General features: G+C 61.3%; 14 protein-coding genes. 13 read left to right on the forward strand and 1 reads right to left on the reverse strand.

Going from position 1 to position 20,350, the window contains the following annotated elements:
• The 5 genes from yegD to BHE81_RS10715 all read left to right on the forward strand — a co-directional run.
• The coding region (gene yegD / locus BHE81_RS28705; protein ID WP_131135640.1) for a molecular chaperone at positions 1-656 on the forward strand (656 nt) is incomplete at its 5' end.
• Between the two features lie 289 nt (positions 657-945).
• Positions 946-2,802: a sensor histidine kinase gene (locus BHE81_RS10700; RefSeq protein ID WP_130943359.1), complete on the forward strand. Its 1,857-nt coding sequence runs from the start codon at positions 946-948 to the stop codon at positions 2,800-2,802.
• A 14-nt stretch (positions 2,803-2,816) separates the two neighbouring features.
• Positions 2,817-3,518, forward strand: coding sequence for a response regulator transcription factor (locus BHE81_RS10705; RefSeq protein ID WP_110246520.1), 702 nt, complete (start codon positions 2,817-2,819; stop codon positions 3,516-3,518).
• A 237-nt stretch (positions 3,519-3,755) separates the two neighbouring features.
• A complete protein-coding gene (locus tag BHE81_RS10710; RefSeq protein WP_004146563.1) occupies positions 3,756-3,896 on the forward strand; it encodes a small membrane protein in 141 nt (46 codons plus the stop codon).
• 115 nt (positions 3,897-4,011) lie between these two features.
• Positions 4,012-4,623: a helix-turn-helix transcriptional regulator gene (locus tag BHE81_RS10715; protein WP_009483956.1), complete on the forward strand. Its 612-nt coding sequence runs from the start codon at positions 4,012-4,014 to the stop codon at positions 4,621-4,623.
• A 272-nt stretch (positions 4,624-4,895) separates the two neighbouring features.
• Here BHE81_RS10715 and BHE81_RS10720 read toward each other — a convergent pair whose 3' ends face one another.
• The gene (locus BHE81_RS10720; protein WP_004149053.1) at positions 4,896-6,170 is read right to left on the reverse strand and encodes a dicarboxylate/amino acid:cation symporter; all 1,275 of its coding nucleotides are present in this window, start codon (positions 6,168-6,170) and stop codon (positions 4,896-4,898) included.
• A gap of 300 nt (positions 6,171-6,470) precedes the next feature.
• Here BHE81_RS10720 and BHE81_RS10725 point away from each other — a divergent pair, with 300 nt between their 5' ends.
• From BHE81_RS10725 to yegS, 8 genes are all read left to right on the forward strand, one after another.
• Positions 6,471-7,709, forward strand: a complete 1,239-nt coding sequence (locus tag BHE81_RS10725; RefSeq protein ID WP_004175207.1) for an MdtA/MuxA family multidrug efflux RND transporter periplasmic adaptor subunit — start codon at positions 6,471-6,473, stop codon at positions 7,707-7,709.
• Positions 7,709-10,831 carry an MdtB/MuxB family multidrug efflux RND transporter permease subunit gene (locus tag BHE81_RS10730; RefSeq protein ID WP_004149055.1) on the forward strand — a complete coding sequence of 1,041 codons (3,123 nt, stop codon included), beginning with the start codon at positions 7,709-7,711 and terminating at the stop codon, positions 10,829-10,831. Before BHE81_RS10725 ends, BHE81_RS10730 begins: the two co-directional genes overlap by 1 nt.
• On the forward strand, positions 10,832-13,909 hold the full coding sequence (gene mdtC / locus BHE81_RS10735; RefSeq protein ID WP_002912617.1) for a multidrug efflux RND transporter permease subunit MdtC: 3,078 nt from the start codon (positions 10,832-10,834) through the stop codon (positions 13,907-13,909).
• A gap of 1 nt (position 13,910) precedes the next feature.
• Positions 13,911-15,326 (forward strand): MFS transporter, encoded by a 1,416-nt coding sequence (locus tag BHE81_RS10740; RefSeq protein ID WP_004151136.1) that lies wholly within the window; start codon positions 13,911-13,913, stop codon positions 15,324-15,326.
• A complete protein-coding gene (gene baeS / locus BHE81_RS10745; protein ID WP_110246519.1) occupies positions 15,323-16,801 on the forward strand; it encodes a two-component system sensor histidine kinase BaeS in 1,479 nt (492 codons plus the stop codon). The genes BHE81_RS10740 and baeS overlap by 4 nt, the downstream gene beginning before the upstream one ends.
• Positions 16,798-17,520, forward strand: a complete 723-nt coding sequence (gene baeR / locus BHE81_RS10750; RefSeq protein ID WP_004175198.1) for a two-component system response regulator BaeR — start codon at positions 16,798-16,800, stop codon at positions 17,518-17,520. Before baeS ends, baeR begins: the two co-directional genes overlap by 4 nt.
• Before the next feature lie 318 nt (positions 17,521-17,838).
• Positions 17,839-19,200, forward strand: coding sequence for a tRNA 5-hydroxyuridine modification protein YegQ (yegQ, locus tag BHE81_RS10755; protein ID WP_004144192.1), 1,362 nt, complete (start codon positions 17,839-17,841; stop codon positions 19,198-19,200).
• 242 nt (positions 19,201-19,442) lie between these two features.
• Positions 19,443-20,339: a lipid kinase YegS gene (gene yegS / locus BHE81_RS10760; RefSeq protein WP_165454126.1), complete on the forward strand. Its 897-nt coding sequence runs from the start codon at positions 19,443-19,445 to the stop codon at positions 20,337-20,339.
• The last annotated feature ends 11 nt before the right edge of the window (positions 20,340-20,350 follow it).

Genomic DNA, 20,350 nt, shown 5'->3' on the forward strand with positions numbered 1-20,350 from the left:
GGGAGCGCGCCGACCGCCAGCAGAGCCTGCTCGGCCACAGCGGCTGCCGCATCGGCGGTAACGATCTCGACATTGCCCTGGCCTTCAAATGCCTGATGCCCCTCCTCGGCATGGGCGGCGAAACGGAGAAAGGCACCGCGCTGCCGATCCTCCCGTGGTGGAACGCGGTTGCGATCAACGACGTGCCGGCGCAGAGCGATTTCTACAGCACTGCCAACGGCCGCCTGCTGAACGATCTGCTGCGCAGCGCCCGGGATGCCGACAAGGTGGCTCTACTGCTGAAGGTCTGGCGCCAGCGTCTTAGCTATCGTCTGGTGCGCAGCGCCGAAGAGAGCAAAATCGCCCTCTCCAGCGCCGCCAGCGTCGAAACCGCGCTGCCGTTTATTCAGGACGATCTGGCCACCGCCATCGCCCAGCAGGGTCTGGAAGCCGCGCTGGATCAGCCCCTGACCCGCATTATGGAACAGGTGCGGCTCGCGCTCGACAGCAGCCAGACCACCCCGGATGTGATCTATCTTACCGGCGGCAGCGCCCGTTCGCCGCTGATCAAAAAGGCGCTGGCCGCTCAGCTGCCGGGTATTCCGCTGGCCGGCGGCGATGATTTTGGCTCGGTGACCGCCGGGCTGGCCCGCTGGGCGCAGGTGGTTTTCCGCTAGGCCTCGCCCGGCGCTGCCGCGCAGCAGGTCTGTCCTGATCCTGGCGCTGCAGATTACGCTGGAATATTCCTGGTCTCCCACGCAAAATGGCCTGTTCGTCCGGACAGGCCTGTCCACTCTTCCCCATTTCAGGGGGCGTATTATCCATACCGTAGCCAGATGTCTGCGGTCTGTATCGTTGGCTTGCCGCAAGGGGGCGTGATTGAAAAGGGTGTCTGCGATCTTCGGGGCGGTCCGGCGTTGCCGGCCGCAGTTCCTGGCAGGCTGGCTGCTCAGCTGTGGATTATTCTTGCTGCTGGTCGCCCCACAGGCGCAGGCGGCGACGCGCCAGGTGGGCATTGATATTCCGGTCCAGTGGTACGCCGACGACAGCGGCCAGATGACCCTCGATCGCTTCGCCGCCCTGCCCGCAGACCAGCTCGCCACCACCCGGCAGATCCCCTCCTTTGGTTATTCGCGAAAAACCTGGTGGCTGCGCAGCGAACTGCCGGGAACGTGGTTTGCCGGGGAGCCGCGCTGGCTGCAGCTGGGCCCCTCTTTTGTCGACCATCTGACTATTTACTACCGGCCTCTGGGCAGCGATGCCCCCTGGGCACAGCGCACCTTTGGTGACCGCGACGGCGCCCGCGAGAGCGACCTGCACTACCGCGAAAGCGTGCTGATCCTCCCCCCGCCGCCGACCGCCGCCGGCTATGAGGTGGTCTTTCGCCTGCAGAGCACCAGCACCCTGATCCTGCTGGCCTCGCTCTCCTCTGCGCAGGCGTTTGTGCAGCGGGCCACCGCTGACACCGCTTTCTGGAGCTTCTACTTCGGCCTGGCCGCTGTCGCCAGCGGTGTGGCGCTTTGGCTGGCGCTGGCCCTGCGCCGGCGTCTGCTATGGGGCATCTGTCTTTTCTCGCTCAATTATCCGCTGGTGGCCGCTCTGCACGGCTTCCCGGAGTGGTTCTTCGGCCACGCCGCGCTGCCCTTCCAGGATTTTATGATCAGTAGCCTCTCGCTGTTCAGCTATGCCACCGCCCTCTGGCTGCATAGCGAGATTTTTGATCTGAAGAAGAATATGCCGCGACTTCATCAGCTGCTGATCGCCGCCGTGATACTCAACCTGGTACTGCAGGTCAGTATTCCGCTCGGGTTTTACGGCTTCGCGATGCAGATTGAAGGGGTAGTATTCATCATTATCACCCCGGTGCTGCTGTTCACCTCCTGGTGGCTGTGGCGCAAAAAAGCTATCGACCGTACCACCCTGCTGCTGGGTCTGCTGCCGCCGTTCTATGTCGTCGCCGCGGTGCTGGTGCAGTTGTCGATCCATGGGATTATCCCGTTCCATATGGCGATCTATTCCCTCTGGCAGTACGCGCTGATCGTCCATATCATTACGGTGCTGATCATTGCCATCCTGCGGGTGCGTGCTGAAAACCGCCAGCTGGAGCAGAAGCAGCGCCTGGCGCGCGAACTGCAGATTGAGCGTGAAGCCAGCTTCCACCAGCGGCAGTTTATGGGCATGGTGGCGCACGAATTCCGCACCCCGCTGGCGGTGATCCAGGCGGCGCTGGAGAATCTTCGCCTCTCGGCGGCCTCGACCAGCCAGGAGGCGCGCTTCGATCGCATCGGCCGCGCCGCCACCCGCCTGGTGCAGCTCACCGATAACTGCCTTGCCGACGCCCGGCTCGCCTCCCACGATCTGCACGTCGAGCGCCAGCAGACCGCCCTGCTGACGGTAATCAACATGGCCGCCTCGGTGGTGGCCATCTCCCATGATCACTACCTGAACATCCGCCAGCACGGCGCGGTGGAAAGCCCGCAGCTGCAGGCCGATGCCGGCCTGCTGTGCATCGCCATCGCTAATCTGCTGGATAACGCCGTCAAGTATTCGCCCCCCGGTGAAATCGCCATCGATATTCATTCCGATGCCGGGCAAACGGAGCTACGCATTCGCGACCACGGCCCGGGACTCCCCGCCGGACAGGCGGAACTGATCTTTGAGCGCTACCGCCGCGGCGAGCACACATCGCCGGTGCCAGGCGGCACCGGTCTCGGACTGTATGTTGCGCGTCAGATAGTGCAGGCTCATGATGGCAAACTGTGGCTGGCCGAGCATGGCCCGGACGGCTGCACCTTTATTCTCACCCTCCCCACGGTTTCTTAAGAGGAGAACGACGTATGGCTTTACGGCTGGCGATAATTGAAGATAACGCCGATCTGCTGGATGAACTGCTGGCCTGGCTGGGCTATCGCGGCTTCGAGGTGTGGGGGACCCGCAGCGCCGAAGCCTTCTGGCGGCAACTGCACAGCCATCCGGTGGATATCGTGCTGGTTGATATCGGCCTGCCCGGCGAGGATGGCTTCAGCGTACTGAACTATCTGCATGAGCTGGGGCACTACGGTCTGGTGGTGGTCAGCGCCCGCGGTCAGCAACAGGATAAACTGCAGGCGCTGAGCCTTGAAGCCGATGCCTATCTAATCAAACCGGTAAACTTCGCCCATCTTGCCGAGACCCTCACCGCCCTCGGCGCGCGCCTGCGCCAGGACCGTCCGGCGGCTCCGCCTGCGGAGGCGATCGGCACGCCGCCGGCCGTCTCCCCCGGCAGCTGGCGTCTGCAAGAGGATAAACTGATTTCACCCGACGCCCGGACGCTGGAATTAACCCAGCAGGAATATCGCCTGGTGGAGCTCCTGATGCGCAATCGCAACGAAGTGTGCAGCAAACTGGATCTCCATGCCTGCCTGTTTTCCCATGAAAGCGAGCCTGACCTGCACCGGATCGACGTGGTGGTTAGCCGCCTGCGTCACAAGGCACGCCAGCAGGGGATCCACCTGCCCGTTCGCGCAATCTTTGGTAAGGGACTGGCCTTTATTTCCTGAACGACGGGGCGCGTCGGCGGCCGTGCGGGATATAAAAAACTCGTAAGTGTTAATTTTTCTCATTTTCTGAGAGAAATGAGAGGAATGAGACTGACGATGACCTTAAGAACTTTCTTATAGTGCTAGCACATCAGGATGATGGCGTAAGATTTTCACGGGACAGAAAAGCATATAACAAAACGTATTAGCCGTTCGCGGCAAATTCTGACACCATGCAACACAATCAGGGTAAAAACGATGGCCATGCAAACGTGGTTAGTTTTATTGCTATGCATTTTTTTCTTCAGCATCTCTGTATACAGTTTTATTTCCTATCTGAAAGACAGGAGGCGGCAGAAATTTACTTTTAACGATAAGCGTTCGATGCGTCGTAAATAATTCACTTTAAAATAATAAAAAATTATTGTAGGTGCTTTTATATCTTCAACACACCGCATACGCCCGGAGGATTTGTCACAGCATGGCGTTATGTTTTGCGTAAGGAAATAACGCCATGAGAAACATTAATGTCACCATCAACACCCGCAACGCCTTTGTCCGTGAATCGCTGGTAGCCATGGTCAATGACCTCACCCGGGGCGATCTGCGGGCGCGTTTTTCCTGGCGTAACACCGATCTGTCAGCTGAAGATATCATTATCTGCGAAGTGATCCCCGGGGAAATATACCTGTGTAATACCCTGATTAAGAACAGAAAAAGAGGAAGCTCGCTGATTATCCTCCATAGCTATGACCAGCTGCCGGAAGATGAGTTCATGATTAACTGCCTGAAAGGGGTCATTTTTGTTTCGCTAAAAACGGCCAGTATTCCGCAATTGCTGACGATCATTAAAAGCGAGCTCCAGCATTGTATGACCCCCACGGCTACCGACGCCGCAGGCCGGGAACTCAGCTGCGCCAGCTGTCCGCATCGCGTGTTATCGCGATCGCAGACCGCCGTAGTGCACGGTATTCTCGAAGGGCTGGATATGAGTAAAATCGCCGCCCTGCAGCGTGTGAGTCCCCGCACCGCCGCCTATCATAAGAATAAGATCATGGAAAAATACAGCCTGAATAATAATCATGAATTTTTCCAGTTTATGAATCTTTTACGTGAGCGCTGGTAGGCAAACAGCAGCACAAAAAAATAAGATATTGACCTGGCTATATTGTCGGAAATCCGAAAATAGTCGCAGGATGCTAAAAAATATCCAGCGCTGGCGGACATAACGTTAAACTCTGACGCTTCCTCGGTATAAAGACGTTACCGCCCGTCTTTATATAATAAAAAACACGCTACACGAGGAAAACTGATACTTCGTCACATTGCCCCTGACGTGCCTGTCAGGGGTCTTTTTTCCGTGTGGAATAGCGCCCTCAGTGAAAGGGCGCGGCAGGATCAGGCTTCCGCTTTCTCCACTTCCCAGTCCGGCTGCGCTTCCTCGTCGGTCAGCAACCCTTCATTTTTCGACAGCATCGCGGTGGCGATGCCATTACCCAGCACGTTGATGGCAGAGCGCCCCATGTCGAGGAAATGGTCGATACCCATCAGCAGCAGGATCCCGGCGACCGGTATATTGAAGCTGGGGATCGTCGCCGCCAGCACCACCAGCGCAGAACGCGGCACCCCGGCGATACCTTTCGAGGCCAGCATCAGGGTCAGCATCATGACCGTAATCTCGCTAAAGCTCAGCGGCACGTTATAGGCCTGGGCGATAAACATCGCGGCGAAGGAGCAGTAGACCATCGAGCCAACGAGGTTGAACGAGTAGCCAATCGGCAGGACGAACGAGACGATATTGCGCGAGCAGCCAAACTTCACCAGTCGCTCAAGGGTCTTCGGATAGGCCGCTTCCGAGCTGCTGGTGGTAAAGGCCACCAGCACCGGATCTTTCAGCATGTTCAGCAGGCGGAAAACCTCTTTTTTCAGCACCATATAGCCGACGGCAATCAGCACCGCGCTGGTCAACAGCACCGCCAGGTAGTAGCCGCCGATGAACGAAGCATAGTTGAGCAGGATCCCCAGCCCCTGGGAGGCAATCACCGACGAGATGGCGGCGAAGATGGCCAGCGGCGCAACGTACATCACATAGCCCGTCACCTTCAGCATAATGTGCGACACCACGTTAAGGGCCGCCACCAGCGGAGCATTAAACTTCTCCCCCAGCGACGCGCCGGCGATGCCGAAGAACATCGAGAACACCACGATCTGCAGGATCTCGTTGTTGGCCATCGCCTCGGTGATGCTGGTGGGGATGGTGTGCGACAGGAACCCTTTCAGGCTCATGCCGCTGACCGCCAGGCCGGTATCCACCGCCTCTTTCGGCACCGCCAGGTTTAACCCGGCGCCCGGGTGCTGGAAGGTGACGATCACCAGCCCGACGAGAATGGATAATACCGAGGAGGTGATGAACCACACCATCGCCTTCCCGCCTACCCGGCCGATGGTCGCCGTCTCGCCGAGGCGCATAATGCCGACCGTCAGGGTGCTGAACACCAACGGCGCGATGACCATTTTGATCAACCGCAGAAACAGATCGGTGAGCAGCGTAATGTTGTCCGCCCAGGCGGAGACGGTGGTTGGCGTCGCGTAGGCATGGATAGCCGCGCCGGAGAGGATCCCCATCAGCATAAAAATGACGATGAAGAGCGTGAGTTTGTTTGCGTTTGCCACAGCAATGACCCCTGATTATTTAACACGTTGATTTTTAAGTGCATATTTTATTATTATGAGAATGCACTGATTTATTCACCGCATAAATCTAATTAAAGCCCCCGCGGATACAACTATTTTTTGCTTTTTTAAACTAAAAGTTGATATCACCCCGGATATCGGCCGCGGGAGCGCCCGGCGTCGCGGCGGTTATCCAGACATTTCTCAACCTTCTTTTCATAATTCCTCCATTTTTACGGCCCCTTCCCTCACTAAACTAGTATCATTCAGCGAAACGCTTCAGGATGAGACCGTAAACTAATGAAAGGCAGTAACATACGTCGTTGGGGCGCCGCGCTGGCGGTAGTGATTATCGCCGGGGCCGCCTACTGGTTCTGGCACGATCGCGGGACGAGCGGCAGCGGGGCTCCCGCCGCCGGACAGGGCCCGCAGGGGCCGGGGGGCGCACGCCATGGCCGCTTTGGCGCCGCGCTGGCGCCGGTGCAGGCGGCCACCGCCACCGAAGAAGCGGTCCCGCGCTATCTCACCGGGCTGGGTACGGTAACGGCGGCCAATACCGTCACCGTCCGCAGCCGGGTCGACGGCCAGCTGCTGAGCCTTCACTTCCAGGAGGGTCAGCAGGTCAAAGCCGGCGACCTGCTGGCGCAGATCGACCCCAGCCAGTTTAAAGTCGCTCTCGCCCAGGCGCAGGGTCAGCTGGCGAAAGATCAGGCCACCCTCGCCAACGCCCGCCGCGATCTCGCTCGTTACCAGCAGCTGGTGAAGACCAACCTCGTCTCCCGCCAGGAGCTCGACACTCAGCAGTCGCTGGTGGTGGAATCCGCCGGCACGGTGAAAGCTGATGAAGCGGCCGTCGCCAGCGCCCAACTGCAGCTCGACTGGACCCGCATTACCGCGCCAATTGACGGCCGCGTCGGCTTAAAGCAGGTCGATATCGGCAACCAGATCTCCAGCGGGGATACCACCGGGATCGTGGTCCTTACCCAGACGCACCCGATCGACGTGGTCTTTACCCTGCCGGAAAGCAGCATCGCCACGGTGGTGCAGGCGCAGAAAGCGGGCAAAGCGCTCAGCGTCGAAGCCTGGGATCGCACCAATAAACAGAAAATCAGCGTCGGCGAGCTGCTGAGCCTCGACAACCAGATCGATGCGACCACCGGGACCATCAAGCTGAAGGCGCGCTTTAGCAATCTGGACGACGCGCTGTTCCCCAATCAGTTCGTTAACGCCCGCCTGCTGGTGGACACCCAGCAGAACGCGGTGGTGATCCCTGCCGCCGCGCTGCAGATGGGCAACGAAGGGCATTTCGTATGGGTGCTGAACGATGAGAATAAGGTCAGCAAACACAGCGTGACGCCCGGCATCCAGGACAGCCAGAAAGTAGTCATCAGCGCCGGGCTTTCCGCCGGAGATCGCGTGGTCACCGACGGGATTGACCGCCTGACCGAGGGGGCGAAGGTGGAAGTTGTCACCGCCAGCAGCGGCGAGCAGGCGCAGCCCGCCCCGCGCCAGAGCGGTAAACACGGAGCGCGTTCCTGATGCAGGTGTTACCCCCAGGCCGCACCGGCGGCCCGTCCCGGCTGTTTATTATGCGTCCGGTGGCCACCACTCTGCTGATGGTGGCTATCCTGCTGGCCGGGATCATCGGCTACCGCTTTCTGCCGGTCTCCGCCCTGCCGGAGGTCGATTACCCGACCATTCAGGTAGTCACCCTCTATCCGGGCGCCAGCCCGGACGTGGTGACCTCCGCCATCACCGCCCCGCTGGAGCGCCAGTTCGGCCAGATGTCAGGCCTCAAGCAGATGTCGTCGCAAAGCTCCGGCGGCGCCTCGGTAGTCACGCTGCAGTTCCAGCTGACCCTGCCGCTGGACGTCGCCGAGCAGGAAGTGCAGGCGGCCATTAACGCCGCCACCAACCTGCTGCCGAGCGATCTGCCCAACCCGCCGGTCTACAGCAAGGTGAACCCGGCGGATCCGCCGATCATGACCCTCGCCGTCACCTCCTCCGCCATCCCGATGACCCAGGTTGAGGACATGGTGGAGACCCGGGTGGCGCAGAAGATCTCCCAGGTTTCCGGCGTCGGTCTGGTGACCCTCGCCGGCGGCCAGCGCCCGGCGGTGCGGGTGAAGCTTAACGCCCAGGCCATCGCCGCCCTCGGCCTGACCAGCGAAACCGTGCGCACCGCTATCACCAGCGCCAACGTTAACTCCGCGAAAGGCAGCCTCGACGGCCCGGCCCGCGCGGTGACGCTTTCCGCTAACGATCAGATGCAGTCCGCTGAGGATTATCGCCGGCTGATTATCGCTTATCAGAACGGGGCGCCGATCCGGCTCGGCGATGTCGCCAGCGTCGAACAAGGGGCCGAAAACAGCTGGCTCGGGGCGTGGGCCAACCAGCAGCGGGCCATCGTGATGAACGTCCAGCGCCAGCCGGGGGCCAACATCATCGACACCGCCGACAGCATTCGCCAGATGCTGCCGCAGCTCACCGAGAGCCTGCCGAAATCGGTGAAGGTGCAGGTCCTCTCCGACCGGACCACTAACATCCGCGCCTCGGTGCGCGACACCCAGTTTGAGCTGATGCTGGCCATCGCCCTGGTGGTGATGATCATCTACCTGTTTCTGCGCAACGTGCCGGCGACCATTATTCCCGGCGTCGCGGTGCCGCTGTCGCTGGTGGGCACTTTCGCGGTGATGGTGTTCCTCGACTTCTCGATCAACAACCTGACGCTGATGGCCCTGACCATCGCCACCGGCTTCGTGGTGGATGACGCCATCGTGGTGATCGAGAACATCTCGCGCTATATCGAAAAAGGCGAGAAGCCGCTGGCCGCCGCGCTGAAGGGCGCGGGGGAGATCGGCTTCACCATCATCTCCCTCACCTTCTCGCTGATCGCGGTGCTGATCCCGCTGCTGTTTATGGGCGATATCGTCGGCCGCCTGTTCCGCGAATTCGCCGTCACCCTTGCCGTCGCTATTCTTATCTCGGCGGTGGTCTCCCTGACCCTGACGCCGATGATGTGCGCCCGCATGTTAAGCCACGAATCGCTGCGTAAGCAGAACCGATTCTCGCGGGCCAGCGAGCGTTTCTTCGAACGGGTGATCGCCGTCTACGGCCGCTGGCTGAGCCGGGTGCTGAATCATCCGTGGCTGACGCTCGGCGTCGCCCTGAGCACCCTGGCGCTGTCGATTATCCTGTGGGTCTTTATCCCGAAAGGCTTTTTCCCGATCCAGGATAACGGCATTATCCAGGGCACCCTCCAGGCGCCGCAGTCGGTCTCCTTCGCCAGCATGGCCGAGCGCCAGCGGCAGGTGGCCAGCATTATCCTTAAGGATCCGGCAGTTGAGAGTCTGACCTCCTTCGTCGGCGTCGACGGCACCAACCCGGCGCTGAACAGCGCCCGCCTGCAGATCAACCTCAAGCCGCTGGATGAACGCGACGATCGCGTCCAGACGGTGATAAGCCGCCTGCAGCAGGCGGTGGACGGCGTCCCCGGCGTGGCGCTCTACCTGCAGCCGACCCAGGACCTGACCATCGACACCACGGTGAGCCGCACCCAGTATCAATTCACCCTGCAGGCAAACTCCCTCGAGGCGCTGAGCACCTGGGTGCCGCCGCTGCTCAGCCGCCTGCAGGCCCAGCCGCAGCTGGCCGACGTCAGCAGCGACTGGCAGGACAAAGGCCTGGCCGCCTATATCAAGGTGGATCGCGACAGCGCCAGCCGCCTCGGCATCTCAATGGCCGATGTCGATAACGCGCTGTACAACGCCTTCGGCCAGCGGCTGATCTCCACTATTTACACTCAGGCGAATCAGTATCGCGTGGTGCTCGAGCAGGATACCGAGGCGACGCCGGGCCTGGCGGCGCTGGAGAATATCCGCCTCACCAGCAGCGACGGCGGCATCGTGCCGTTGACCGCCATCGCCACGGTGGAGCAGCGCTTTACCCCGCTGTCGGTGAACCACCTCGATCAGTTCCCGGTGACCACCATCTCGTTTAACGTCCCGGACAACTACTCGCTGGGCGAAGCGGTGGAGGCGATCCTCGCCGCCGAACAGTCGCTGGATTTCCCGACCGATATTCGCACCCAGTTCCAGGGCAGCTCGCTGGCCTTCCAGTCGGCGCTCGGCAGCACCGTCTGGCTGGTGGTCGCCGCGGTGGTGGCGATGTATATCGTGCTGGGGGTGCTGTACGAGAGCTTTATCCATCCGATCACGATTCTCTCCACCCTGCCCACCGCCGGGGTCGGGGCGCTGCTGGCGCTGTGGCTGGCGGGCAGCGAGCTGGACGTGATCGCCATCATCGGCATCATTCTGCTGATCGGCATCGTGAAGAAGAACGCCATCATGATGATCGACTTCGCGCTGGCCGCTGAGCGCGAGCAGGGCATGCCGCCGCGGGAGGCGATCTACCAGGCCTGTCTGCTGCGTTTTCGGCCGATCCTGATGACTACCCTCGCCGCCCTGCTCGGCGCCCTGCCGCTGATGCTGAGCACCGGCGTCGGCGCCGAGCTGCGGCGTCCGCTGGGGATCGGCATGGTCGGCGGTCTGATGCTCAGCCAGGTGCTGACCCTGTTCACCACCCCGGTGATCTATCTGCTGTTCGACCGCCTGTCGCTGCACCTGAAGCGCCGCTTCCCGCGTCAGGAAGAGGAGGCGTAAGTGAAGTTTTTCGCCCTCTTCATTTACCGCCCGGTGGCGACGATCCTCATCTCGCTGGCCATCACCCTGTGCGGCATTCTCGGCTTCCGGCTGCTGCCGGTGGCCCCGCTGCCGCAGGTGGACTTCCCGGTGATCATGGTTAGCGCCTCGCTGCCGGGAGCCTCGCCGGAGACCATGGCCTCGTCGGTGGCCACCCCGCTGGAGCGCTCCCTGGGGCGGATTGCCGGGGTCAATGAGATGACCTCCTCCAGCTCGCTCGGCAGCACCCGCATCATTCTCGAGTTTAACTTCGACCGCGATATCAACGGCGCGGCGCGCGACGTTCAGGCGGCGATCAACGCCGCGCAAAGCCTGCTGCCGAGCGGAATGCCCAGCCGGCCGACCTATCGCAAAGCCAATCCGTCGGATGCGCCGATCATGATCCTGACGCTGACCTCGGACACCTACTCCCAGGGTGAGCTGTATGATTTCGCCTCCACCCAGCTGGCGCAGACCATCGCGCAGATCGACGGCGTGGGCGATGTCGACGTCGGCGGCAGCTCCCTGCCGGCGGTGCGCGTCGACCTCAACCCGCAGGCGCTGTTCAACCAGGGCGTGTCGCTGGACGCGGTGCGCACCGCCATCAGCGACGCCAACGTGCGCAAACCGCAGGGGGCGCTGGAGGACAGCGCGCACCGCTGGCAGGTGCAGACCAACGATGAGCTGAAGACCGCCGCCGACTATCAGCCGCTGATCGTCCACTATCAAAATGGCGCCGCGGTGCGGCTGGGAGATGTCGCCACCGTCTCGGATTCGGTGCAGGACGTACGCAACGCCGGGATGACCAACGCCAAACCGGCGATCCTGCTGATGATCCGCAAACTGCCGGAAGCAAATATCATTCAGACGGTGGACAGCATCCGCGCCCGCCTGCCGGAGCTGCAGCAGACCATTCCGGCGGCTATCGACCTGCAGATCGCCCAGGACCGCTCGCCGACCATCCGCGCCTCGCTGGAGGAGGTGGAGCAGACGCTGGTGATTTCGGTGGCGCTGGTGATCCTCGTGGTGTTCCTGTTCCTGCGCTCGGGGCGCGCCACGCTGATCCCGGCCGTCGCCGTCCCGGTATCCTTAATCGGCACCTTCGCCGCGATGTATTTGTGCGGCTTCAGCCTCAATAACCTGTCGCTGATGGCCCTGACCATCGCCACCGGCTTCGTGGTGGATGACGCTATCGTGGTACTGGAGAATATCTCCCGCCATCTTGAGGCGGGGATGAAACCTCTGCAGGCGGCGCTGCAGGGGAGCCGTGAGGTCGGCTTTACCGTGCTGTCGATGAGTCTGTCGCTGGTGGCAGTGTTCCTGCCGCTGCTGCTGATGGGCGGCCTGCCCGGCCGCCTGCTGCGCGAGTTCGCCGTCACCCTGTCGGTGGCGATCGGCATCTCTCTGGCGGTCTCCCTCACCCTGACGCCGATGATGTGCGGCTGGCTGCTGAAAAGCGGCAAGCCCCACCAGCCGACGCGCAACCGCGGCTTTGGCCGCCTGCTGGTGGCCGTGCAGGGCGGCTATGGTAAATCGTTAAAATGGGTGCTGAAGCATAGCCGGCTGACCGGCCTGGTGGTGCTGGGCACCATCGCCCTCAGCGTCTGGCTCTACATTTCGATCCCGAAAACCTTCTTCCCGGAACAGGACACCGGGGTGCTGATGGGCGGCATTCAGGCCGACCAGAGCATCTCCTTCCAGGCGATGCGCGGCAAGCTGCAGGACTTTATGAAGATCATTCGCGAAGATCCGGCGGTGGATAACGTCACCGGCTTTACCGGCGGCTCGCGGGTCAACAGCGGGATGATGTTTATCACCCTCAAGCCGCGCGACCAGCGCCACGAGACGGCGCAGCAGGTGATCGACCGGCTGCGCAAAAAGCTGGCCAACGAGCCCGGGGCCAACCTGTTTCTGATGGCGGTGCAGGATATCCGCGTCGGCGGCCGGCAGTCGAACGCCAGCTATCAGTACACCCTGCTGTCCGACGACCTGTCGGCGCTGCGCGAGTGGGAGCCGAAGATCCGCAAAGCGCTGGCGGCGCTGCCGGAGCTGGCGGACGTCAACTCCGATCAGCAGGACAATGGCGCCGAAATGGACCTGGTCTATGACCGGGATACCATGTCGCGCCTCGGCATCAGCGTCCAGGACGCCAACAACCTGCTGAACAACGCCTTTGGCCAGCGGCAGATCTCTACCATCTACCAGCCGCTCAACCAGTATAAGGTGGTGATGGAGGTGGATCCGGCCTACACCCAGGACGTCAGCGCCCTGGATAAGATGTTCGTCATTAACAGCGACGGCAAGCCGATCCCGCTGGCCTACTTCGCCAAATGGCAGCCGGCCAATGCCCCGCTGTCGGTGAACCACCAGGGGCTGTCGGCGGCATCCACTATCTCCTTTAACCTGCCCACCGGCCGCTCGCTGTCGGAAGCCAGCGAGGCCATTGACCGCGCGATGACCCAGCTCGGGGTGCCGTCGAGCGTGCGCGGCTCCTTTGCCGGTACCGCTCAGGTGTTCCAGCAGACCATGAACGCGCAGGTGATCCTGATCCTCGCGGCTATCGCCACGGTCTATATCGTGCTGGGGGTGCTATATGAGAGCTATGTGCATCCGTTGACCATCCTCTCGACGCTGCCCTCCGCCGGGGTGGGCGCTCTGCTGGCGCTGGAGATCTTCGATGCCCCGTTCAGCCTAATCGCCCTGATTGGGATTATGTTATTAATTGGCATCGTTAAGAAAAACGCCATCATGATGGTTGATTTTGCCCTGGAGGCGCAGCGCAACGGCAACCTGACGCCGGAAGAGGCGATTTTCCAGGCCTGCCTGCTGCGTTTCCGGCCGATTATGATGACCACCCTCGCCGCGCTGTTTGGCGCCCTCCCGCTGGTGCTCTCCGGGGGCGATGGCTCTGAGCTGCGCCAGCCTCTGGGGATCACCATCGTCGGCGGTCTGGTGATGAGCCAGCTGTTAACGCTCTACACCACGCCGGTGGTCTATCTTTTCTTTGACCGTCTGCGGCTGCGTTTTTCGCGTCACTCCTCTCAACCGGTAAGCGAATAACATGACAGACCTCCCGGCCAGCGTGCGCTGGCAGCTATGGATAGTGGCGTTCGGCTTCTTTATGCAGTCGCTGGACACCACCATCGTTAACACCGCCCTCCCCTCGATGGCCAAAAGCCTCGGGGAGAGTCCGCTGCATATGCATATGATTATCGTCTCCTATGTGTTAACGGTGGCGGTGATGCTGCCGGCCAGCGGCTGGCTGGCCGACCGGGTCGGGGTGCGCAATATCTTCTTCACCGCCATCGTGCTGTTTACCGCCGGATCGCTGTTTTGCGCCCAGGCCAGCACCCTCGACCAGCTGGTGATGGCGCGGGTGCTGCAGGGGGTCGGCGGCGCGATGATGGTGCCGGTCGGCCGCCTGACGGTGATGAAGATCGTCCCGCGCGATCAGTATATGGCGGCGATGACCTTCGTCACCCTGCCGGGCCAGGTCGGCCCGCTGCTCGGCCCGGCGCTGGGCGGGGTGCTGGTGGAGTACGCCTCCTGGCACTGGATCTTCCTCATCAACATCCCGGTGGGGATCGTTGGCGCGATCGCCACCCTCTGTCTGATGCCCAACTACACCATGCAGACCCGGCGCTTCGATCTCTCCGGCTTTCTGCTGCTGGCCGCCGGAATGGCGACCCTGACCCTGGCGCTCGACGGCCAGAAAGGGCTCGGCATTTCCCCTGCCTGGCTGGCGGGGCTGGTGGCCGTCGGCCTCTGCGCCCTGCTGCTCTACCTGTGGCACGCCCGCGGCAACGCCCGGGCGCTGTTTAGCCTTAACCTGTTTCGCAACCGCACTTTCTCTCTCGGCCTCGGCGGCAGCTTCGCGGGACGCATCGGCAGCGGCATGCTGCCGTTTATGACCCCGGTGTTTCTGCAGATCGGCCTCGGCTTCTCCCCCTTTCACGCCGGGCTGATGATGATCCCGATGGTGCTCGGCAGCATGGGCATGAAGCGGATCGTGGTCCAGGTGGTCAACCGCTTTGGCTACCGTCGGGTGCTGGTCGCCAGCACCCTGGGCCTGGCGGCGGTCAGCCTGCTGTTTATGTTTAGCGCCCTGGCCGGGTGGTATTACGCGCTGCCGCTGGTCCTGTTTCTGCAGGGGATGATCAACGCCAGCCGCTTCTCCTCAATGAATACCCTGACGCTGAAAGATCTCCCGGACGATCTGGCCAGCAGCGGCAACAGCCTGCTGTCGATGGTGATGCAGCTGTCGATGAGTATCGGAGTGACCATCGCCGGGCTGCTGCTGGGGCTGTATGGCCAGCAGCATATGAGCCTCGACGCCGCCAGCACCCATCAGGTCTTTCTCTACACCTATCTGAGCATGGCGGCGATCATCGCCCTGCCGGCGCTCATCTTTTCCCGGGTACCGGATGACGTCGGCAGCAATACCGTCCTCCGTCGACGCAACAGGAGTGGATCGTGAAATTTTGGCGCCCGGGTATTACCGGCAAGCTGTTCCTCGCTATATTCGCCACCTGCATCGTGCTGCTGATCAGCATGCACTGGGCGGTGCGCATTAGTTTTGAACGCGGGTTTATCGACTATATCAAGCGCGGCAATGAGCAGCGCTTAACCATGCTCAGCGACGCGCTGAGCGAGCAGTATGCCCAGCATGGCAGCTGGGCGTTTCTGCGCAACAATGACCGCTTTATCTTCCAGCTGCTGCGCACCTTCGAACGGGATAACGACGACCGCTCGCCGCCGGGGCACGCCATGAAGCCGGACGCCGCCCCGGACGGGCCGCCGCCGGATGGCCCCCCTGACGGCCCGCACCCGAGGCCGGAAATGCCGCCCCACGGCTGGCGCACCATGTTCTGGGTGGTGGATCAGTCGGGGCGCGTGCTGGTGGGGCCGCGTGAGCGCGTCCCGGAGGACGGCACCCAGCGCAGCATCGTGGTCAACGGCGCGGAGGTGGGCAAAGTTATCGCCTCGCCGGTAGAGCGGCTGACGCGCAATACCGACATTAACTTCGACCGGCAGCAAAAGCGCACCAGCTGGCTGATCGTCGCCCTTGCCACCCTGCTTGCCGCGCTGGCCACTTTCCCGTTGGCCCGCGGTCTGCTGGCGCCGGTGAAGCGGCTGGTGGAAGGCACCCATAAGCTGGCGGCAGGCGACTTTTCCACCCGCGTGACGGTGACCGGCGGCGATGAGCTCGGCCGCCTGGCGCAGGATTTTAACCAGCTCGCCAGCACCCTGGAGCGGAACCAGCAGATGCGTCGCGATCTGATGGCCGATATCTCCCATGAGCTGCGCACCCCGCTGGCGGTGCTGCGCGGCGAGCTGGAGGCGATTCAGGACGGGGTCCGGCGCTTTACCCCCGAGTCGATTCCTTCTCTGCAGGCCGAGGTGGCTACCCTCACCAAGCTGGTGGACGACCTCCATCAGCTGTCGATGTCCGACGAGGGGGCGCTGGCCTACCAGAAAACCTCACTGGATATCATCACCCTGCTGGAAGTGGCGGCGGGCGCTTTTCGCGAGCGCTTCGCCAGCCGGCAGCTAAGCATTCAGGTGTCGCTCCCGGAGCAGGCGATGATCTTCGGCGACCGCGACCGCCTGATGCAGCTCTTCAACAATCTGCTGGAGAACAGCCTGCGCTATACCGACAGCGGCGGCAGCCTGCACATCACCGCCCGCCGCAGCGGCCGGATGCTGGTGATTGACTTCGCTGACAGCGCCCCCGGCGTCAGCGATGAGCAGCTGGCCCGCCTGTGCGAACGCTTTTACCGGGCGGAAGGATCGCGCAACCGCGCCAGCGGCGGCTCCGGCCTCGGGCTGGCGATTTGCCTCAATATCGTAGCGGCCCACGGCGGCACCCTGCGTGCCGACCATTCGCCTTTTGGCGGGGTTAGCATTAAAGTTGAGTTACCTCTGGAACATGATTTACCGAGAGACGTATGACTGAATTGCCTGTAGATGAAAACACCCCACGCATCCTTATCGTGGAAGATGAACCGAAGCTCGGCCAGCTGCTGATTGATTATCTGCAGGCCGCCGGCTATGCGCCTGCGTTGATTAACCACGGCGACAAGGTCCTGCCCTACGTCCGCCAGACGCCGCCGCACCTGATCCTGCTGGATCTGATGCTGCCCGGTACCGACGGTCTGACGCTGTGCCGGGAAATTCGCCGCTTCTCCGATGTTCCGGTGGTGATGGTGACGGCGAAAATCGAAGAGATCGACCGTTTGCTGGGGCTGGAAATAGGCGCCGACGACTATATCTGCAAGCCCTACAGCCCGCGGGAAGTGGTCGCCCGGGTAAAAACCATCCTCCGCCGCTGCAAGCCGCAGCGCGATCTGCAGGCGCTGGACGCCCAGAGCCCGCTGATTGTCGACGAAGGTCGTTTTCAGGCCTCCTGGCGCGACAAGCTGCTGGACCTCACTCCCGCCGAGTTCCGGCTGCTGAAAACCCTCTCCCAGGAGCCGGGCAAAGTGTTCTCCCGCGAACAGCTACTCAACCATCTGTATGACGATTATCGGGTAGTCACCGATCGCACCATCGACAGCCACATCAAGAACCTGCGGCGTAAGCTGGAGGCGCTGGACGCCGAGCAGTCGTTTATCCGCGCGGTGTATGGCGTTGGCTACCGCTGGGAAGCGGACGCCTGCCGGCTGGCGTAGTTAGCCTTTTCCCGGCTCGCGCTGCGCTTCGCCGGGCTACACGTTCACCGCCATCTGCAATCCGTAGCCCGGGTAAGGCGTTTACGCCGCAACCCGGGGAACTCCCTAGAGCCTATCCCACCAGGCGTTATTAACGCTGTCAGTGTGAGCACTGCCCAGGTTCAAAATGGCAAACAAATTAGCCATACTGAAAGATACCTATCTGATATTTACTCCCCTTCGCCGCGGCGCTACAATGCCCGCCCTTAATGTGGGGACACTCCCCAACTCGCCGCACCAGGTGCGGCGAATCTGACCTGTCATCAGAACGAGAACACCATGTTTAAACCAGAACTCCTCTCCCCGGCGGGAACGCTGAAGAATATGCGTTACGCTTTCGCCTATGGCGCCGATGCCGTTTATGCCGGTCAGCCGCGCTACTCGCTGCGCGTGCGTAACAACGAATTCAATCACGAAAATCTGCAGCTCGGCATCAATGAAGCCCACGCGCTGGGTAAAAAATTCTATGTGGTGGTCAACATCGCCCCGCATAACGCCAAGCTGAAAACGTTTATTCGCGATCTGAAGCCGGTGGTGGAGATGGGTCCGGACGCGCTGATCATGTCCGATCCGGGTTTAATCATGCTGGTGCGGGAACACTTCCCGGAGATGCCGATCCATCTTTCAGTGCAGGCCAACGCCGTCAACTGGGCGACGGTCAAATTCTGGCAGCAGATGGGGCTCACCCGCGTGATCCTGTCGCGTGAACTGTCGCTGGATGAAATCGAAGAGATTCGCCGCCAGGTGCCGGAGATGGAGATCGAGATTTTCGTCCACGGCGCGCTGTGCATGGCCTACTCCGGCCGCTGCCTGCTCTCCGGGTATATCAACAAGCGCGACCCGAACCAGGGGACCTGCACCAACGCCTGCCGCTGGGAATACAACGTGGCGGAAGGCAAAGAGGACGACGTCGGCAACATCGTCCACAAATATGAGCCGATCCCGGTGCAGACCGTGGAGCCTACCCTCGGCATCGGCGCGCCGACCGATAAAGTCTTTATGATTGAGGAAGCCAAACGTCCGGGCGAATACATGACCGCCTTTGAGGACGAACACGGCACCTACATCATGAACTCGAAAGATCTGCGGGCTATCGCCCACGTTGAGCGTCTGACCCAGATGGGCGTTCACTCGCTGAAGATCGAAGGCCGCACCAAATCCTTCTACTACTGCGCGCGCACCGCTCAGGTTTACCGCAAGGCGATCGACGATGCCGCCGCCGGCAAACCGTTCGATACCAGCCTGCTGGAGACCCTGGAGGGGCTGGCCCACCGCGGGTACACCGAAGGCTTCCTGCGCCGCCATACCCATGACGATTATCAGAACTACGAGTACGGCTACTCCGTCTCCGAGCGCCAGCAGTTTGTCGGCGAATTCACCGGAGAGCGTAACGGCCCGCTGGCGGCCGTGGCGGTCAAAAATAAGTTCAGCGTCGGCGACAGCCTTGAGCTGATGACCCCGCAGGGGAACGTCAACTTCACCCTTGAGCATATGGAGAATGGCAAAGGCGAAACCATGCCGGTGGCCCCGGGCGATGGCTATACCGTCTGGTTACCTGTGCCGGACGACCTGCCCCTGCAGTATGCCCTGCTAATGCGCAACTTTACTGGTCAAACAACCAGAAATCCGCACGGTAACTAGTTAATTTGCGTTATTTTTTCACGATGTAAGGATATTAGAATCGGATCACATACCGTTTCGATCGAAACAGGTATCATTCATTTCGCTGAAAAACATAACCCATAAATGCTAGTTGTACCAGGAACCACCTCCTTAGCCTGCGTAATCTCCCTTACGCGGGCTTATTTTTTTGCCTCTCCTCCGGTCTTCGCTTTCGTCATGCGGTACACTTTATGCAACATTGAGCAATAAAGGTTCCCTTGATGATGTCTACGTTTCCTGCCAGCTTACTGATCCTTAACGGCAAAGGTGCCAATGAACCGCAGCTACGCGAAGCGGTTAACCTGTTACGCGATGAAAGGATTGATATTCACGTCCGCGTGACCTGGGAAAAGGGCGATGCCGCTCGGTTTATCGATGAAGCCCTGCAGCTGAACGTTGAAACGGTGATCGCCGGCGGTGGCGATGGCACCATTAATGAAGTGGCGACCGCGCTGGTGGAGCGCGGCGGCAAGATGGCGCTAGGGATTTTACCGCTGGGCACGGCTAACGACTTTGCCACCAGCGTCGGTATTCCGCAGGATCTGGCCAGCGCCCTCAAGCTGGCGATCGTCGGCCGCGATGTGCCGATAGATATCGCCCGGGTGAATGATAAAACCGGCTTTATTAATATGGCGACCGGCGGGTTCGGCACCCGGATCACCACCGAAACGCCGGAAAAACTCAAGGCCGCGCTCGGCGGTGTCTCTTATTTAATCCACGGTCTGATGCGCATGGATACCCTGAAGCCGGACCGCTGCGAGATCCGCGGGGAGAACTTTCACTGGCAGGGCGATGCGCTGGTCATCGGCATCGGCAACGGCCGCCAGGCCGGCGGCGGCCAGCAGCTGTGTCCGGAGGCGTTGATTAACGATGGTCTGCTGCATCTGCGCATTTTCACCGGCGAAGAGCTGATCCCTGCCCTGTTCAGCACCCTGGCGAATCCGGAAAACTCGCCGAATATTGTTGACGGTGTCTCCTCGTGGTTTGAAATAACCGCGCCCCATGAGATGACCTTTAACCTCGACGGCGAGCCGCTCAGCGGAAAAACCTTCCGTATGGAGCTGTTACCGGCGGCCCTGCGCTGCCGGCTGCCGCCCGACTGCCCGCTGCTACGCTGAGGCGGACAGGG

Origin of the sequence: Klebsiella sp. AqSCr (assembly GCF_008452795.1) — a bacterium.
GTDB lineage: Bacteria > Pseudomonadota > Gammaproteobacteria > Enterobacterales > Enterobacteriaceae > Klebsiella > Klebsiella pneumoniae.

Coding starts and splice junctions, on each gene's coding strand:
- BHE81_RS10705 (WP_110246520.1), top strand. CDS start 2,817: ATGGCTTTACGGCTGGCGATAATTGAAGATAACGCCGATCTGCTGGAT.
- BHE81_RS10740 (WP_004151136.1), top strand. CDS start 13,911: ATGACAGACCTCCCGGCCAGCGTGCGCTGGCAGCTATGGATAGTGGCG.
- BHE81_RS10730 (WP_004149055.1), top strand. CDS start 7,709: ATGCAGGTGTTACCCCCAGGCCGCACCGGCGGCCCGTCCCGGCTGTTT.
- BHE81_RS10715 (WP_009483956.1), top strand. CDS start 4,012: ATGAGAAACATTAATGTCACCATCAACACCCGCAACGCCTTTGTCCGT.
- yegQ (WP_004144192.1), top strand. CDS start 17,839: ATGTTTAAACCAGAACTCCTCTCCCCGGCGGGAACGCTGAAGAATATG.
- yegS (WP_165454126.1), top strand. CDS start 19,443: ATGATGTCTACGTTTCCTGCCAGCTTACTGATCCTTAACGGCAAAGGT.
- BHE81_RS10710 (WP_004146563.1), top strand. CDS start 3,756: ATGGCCATGCAAACGTGGTTAGTTTTATTGCTATGCATTTTTTTCTTC.
- BHE81_RS10725 (WP_004175207.1), top strand. CDS start 6,471: ATGAAAGGCAGTAACATACGTCGTTGGGGCGCCGCGCTGGCGGTAGTG.
- baeR (WP_004175198.1), top strand. CDS start 16,798: ATGACTGAATTGCCTGTAGATGAAAACACCCCACGCATCCTTATCGTG.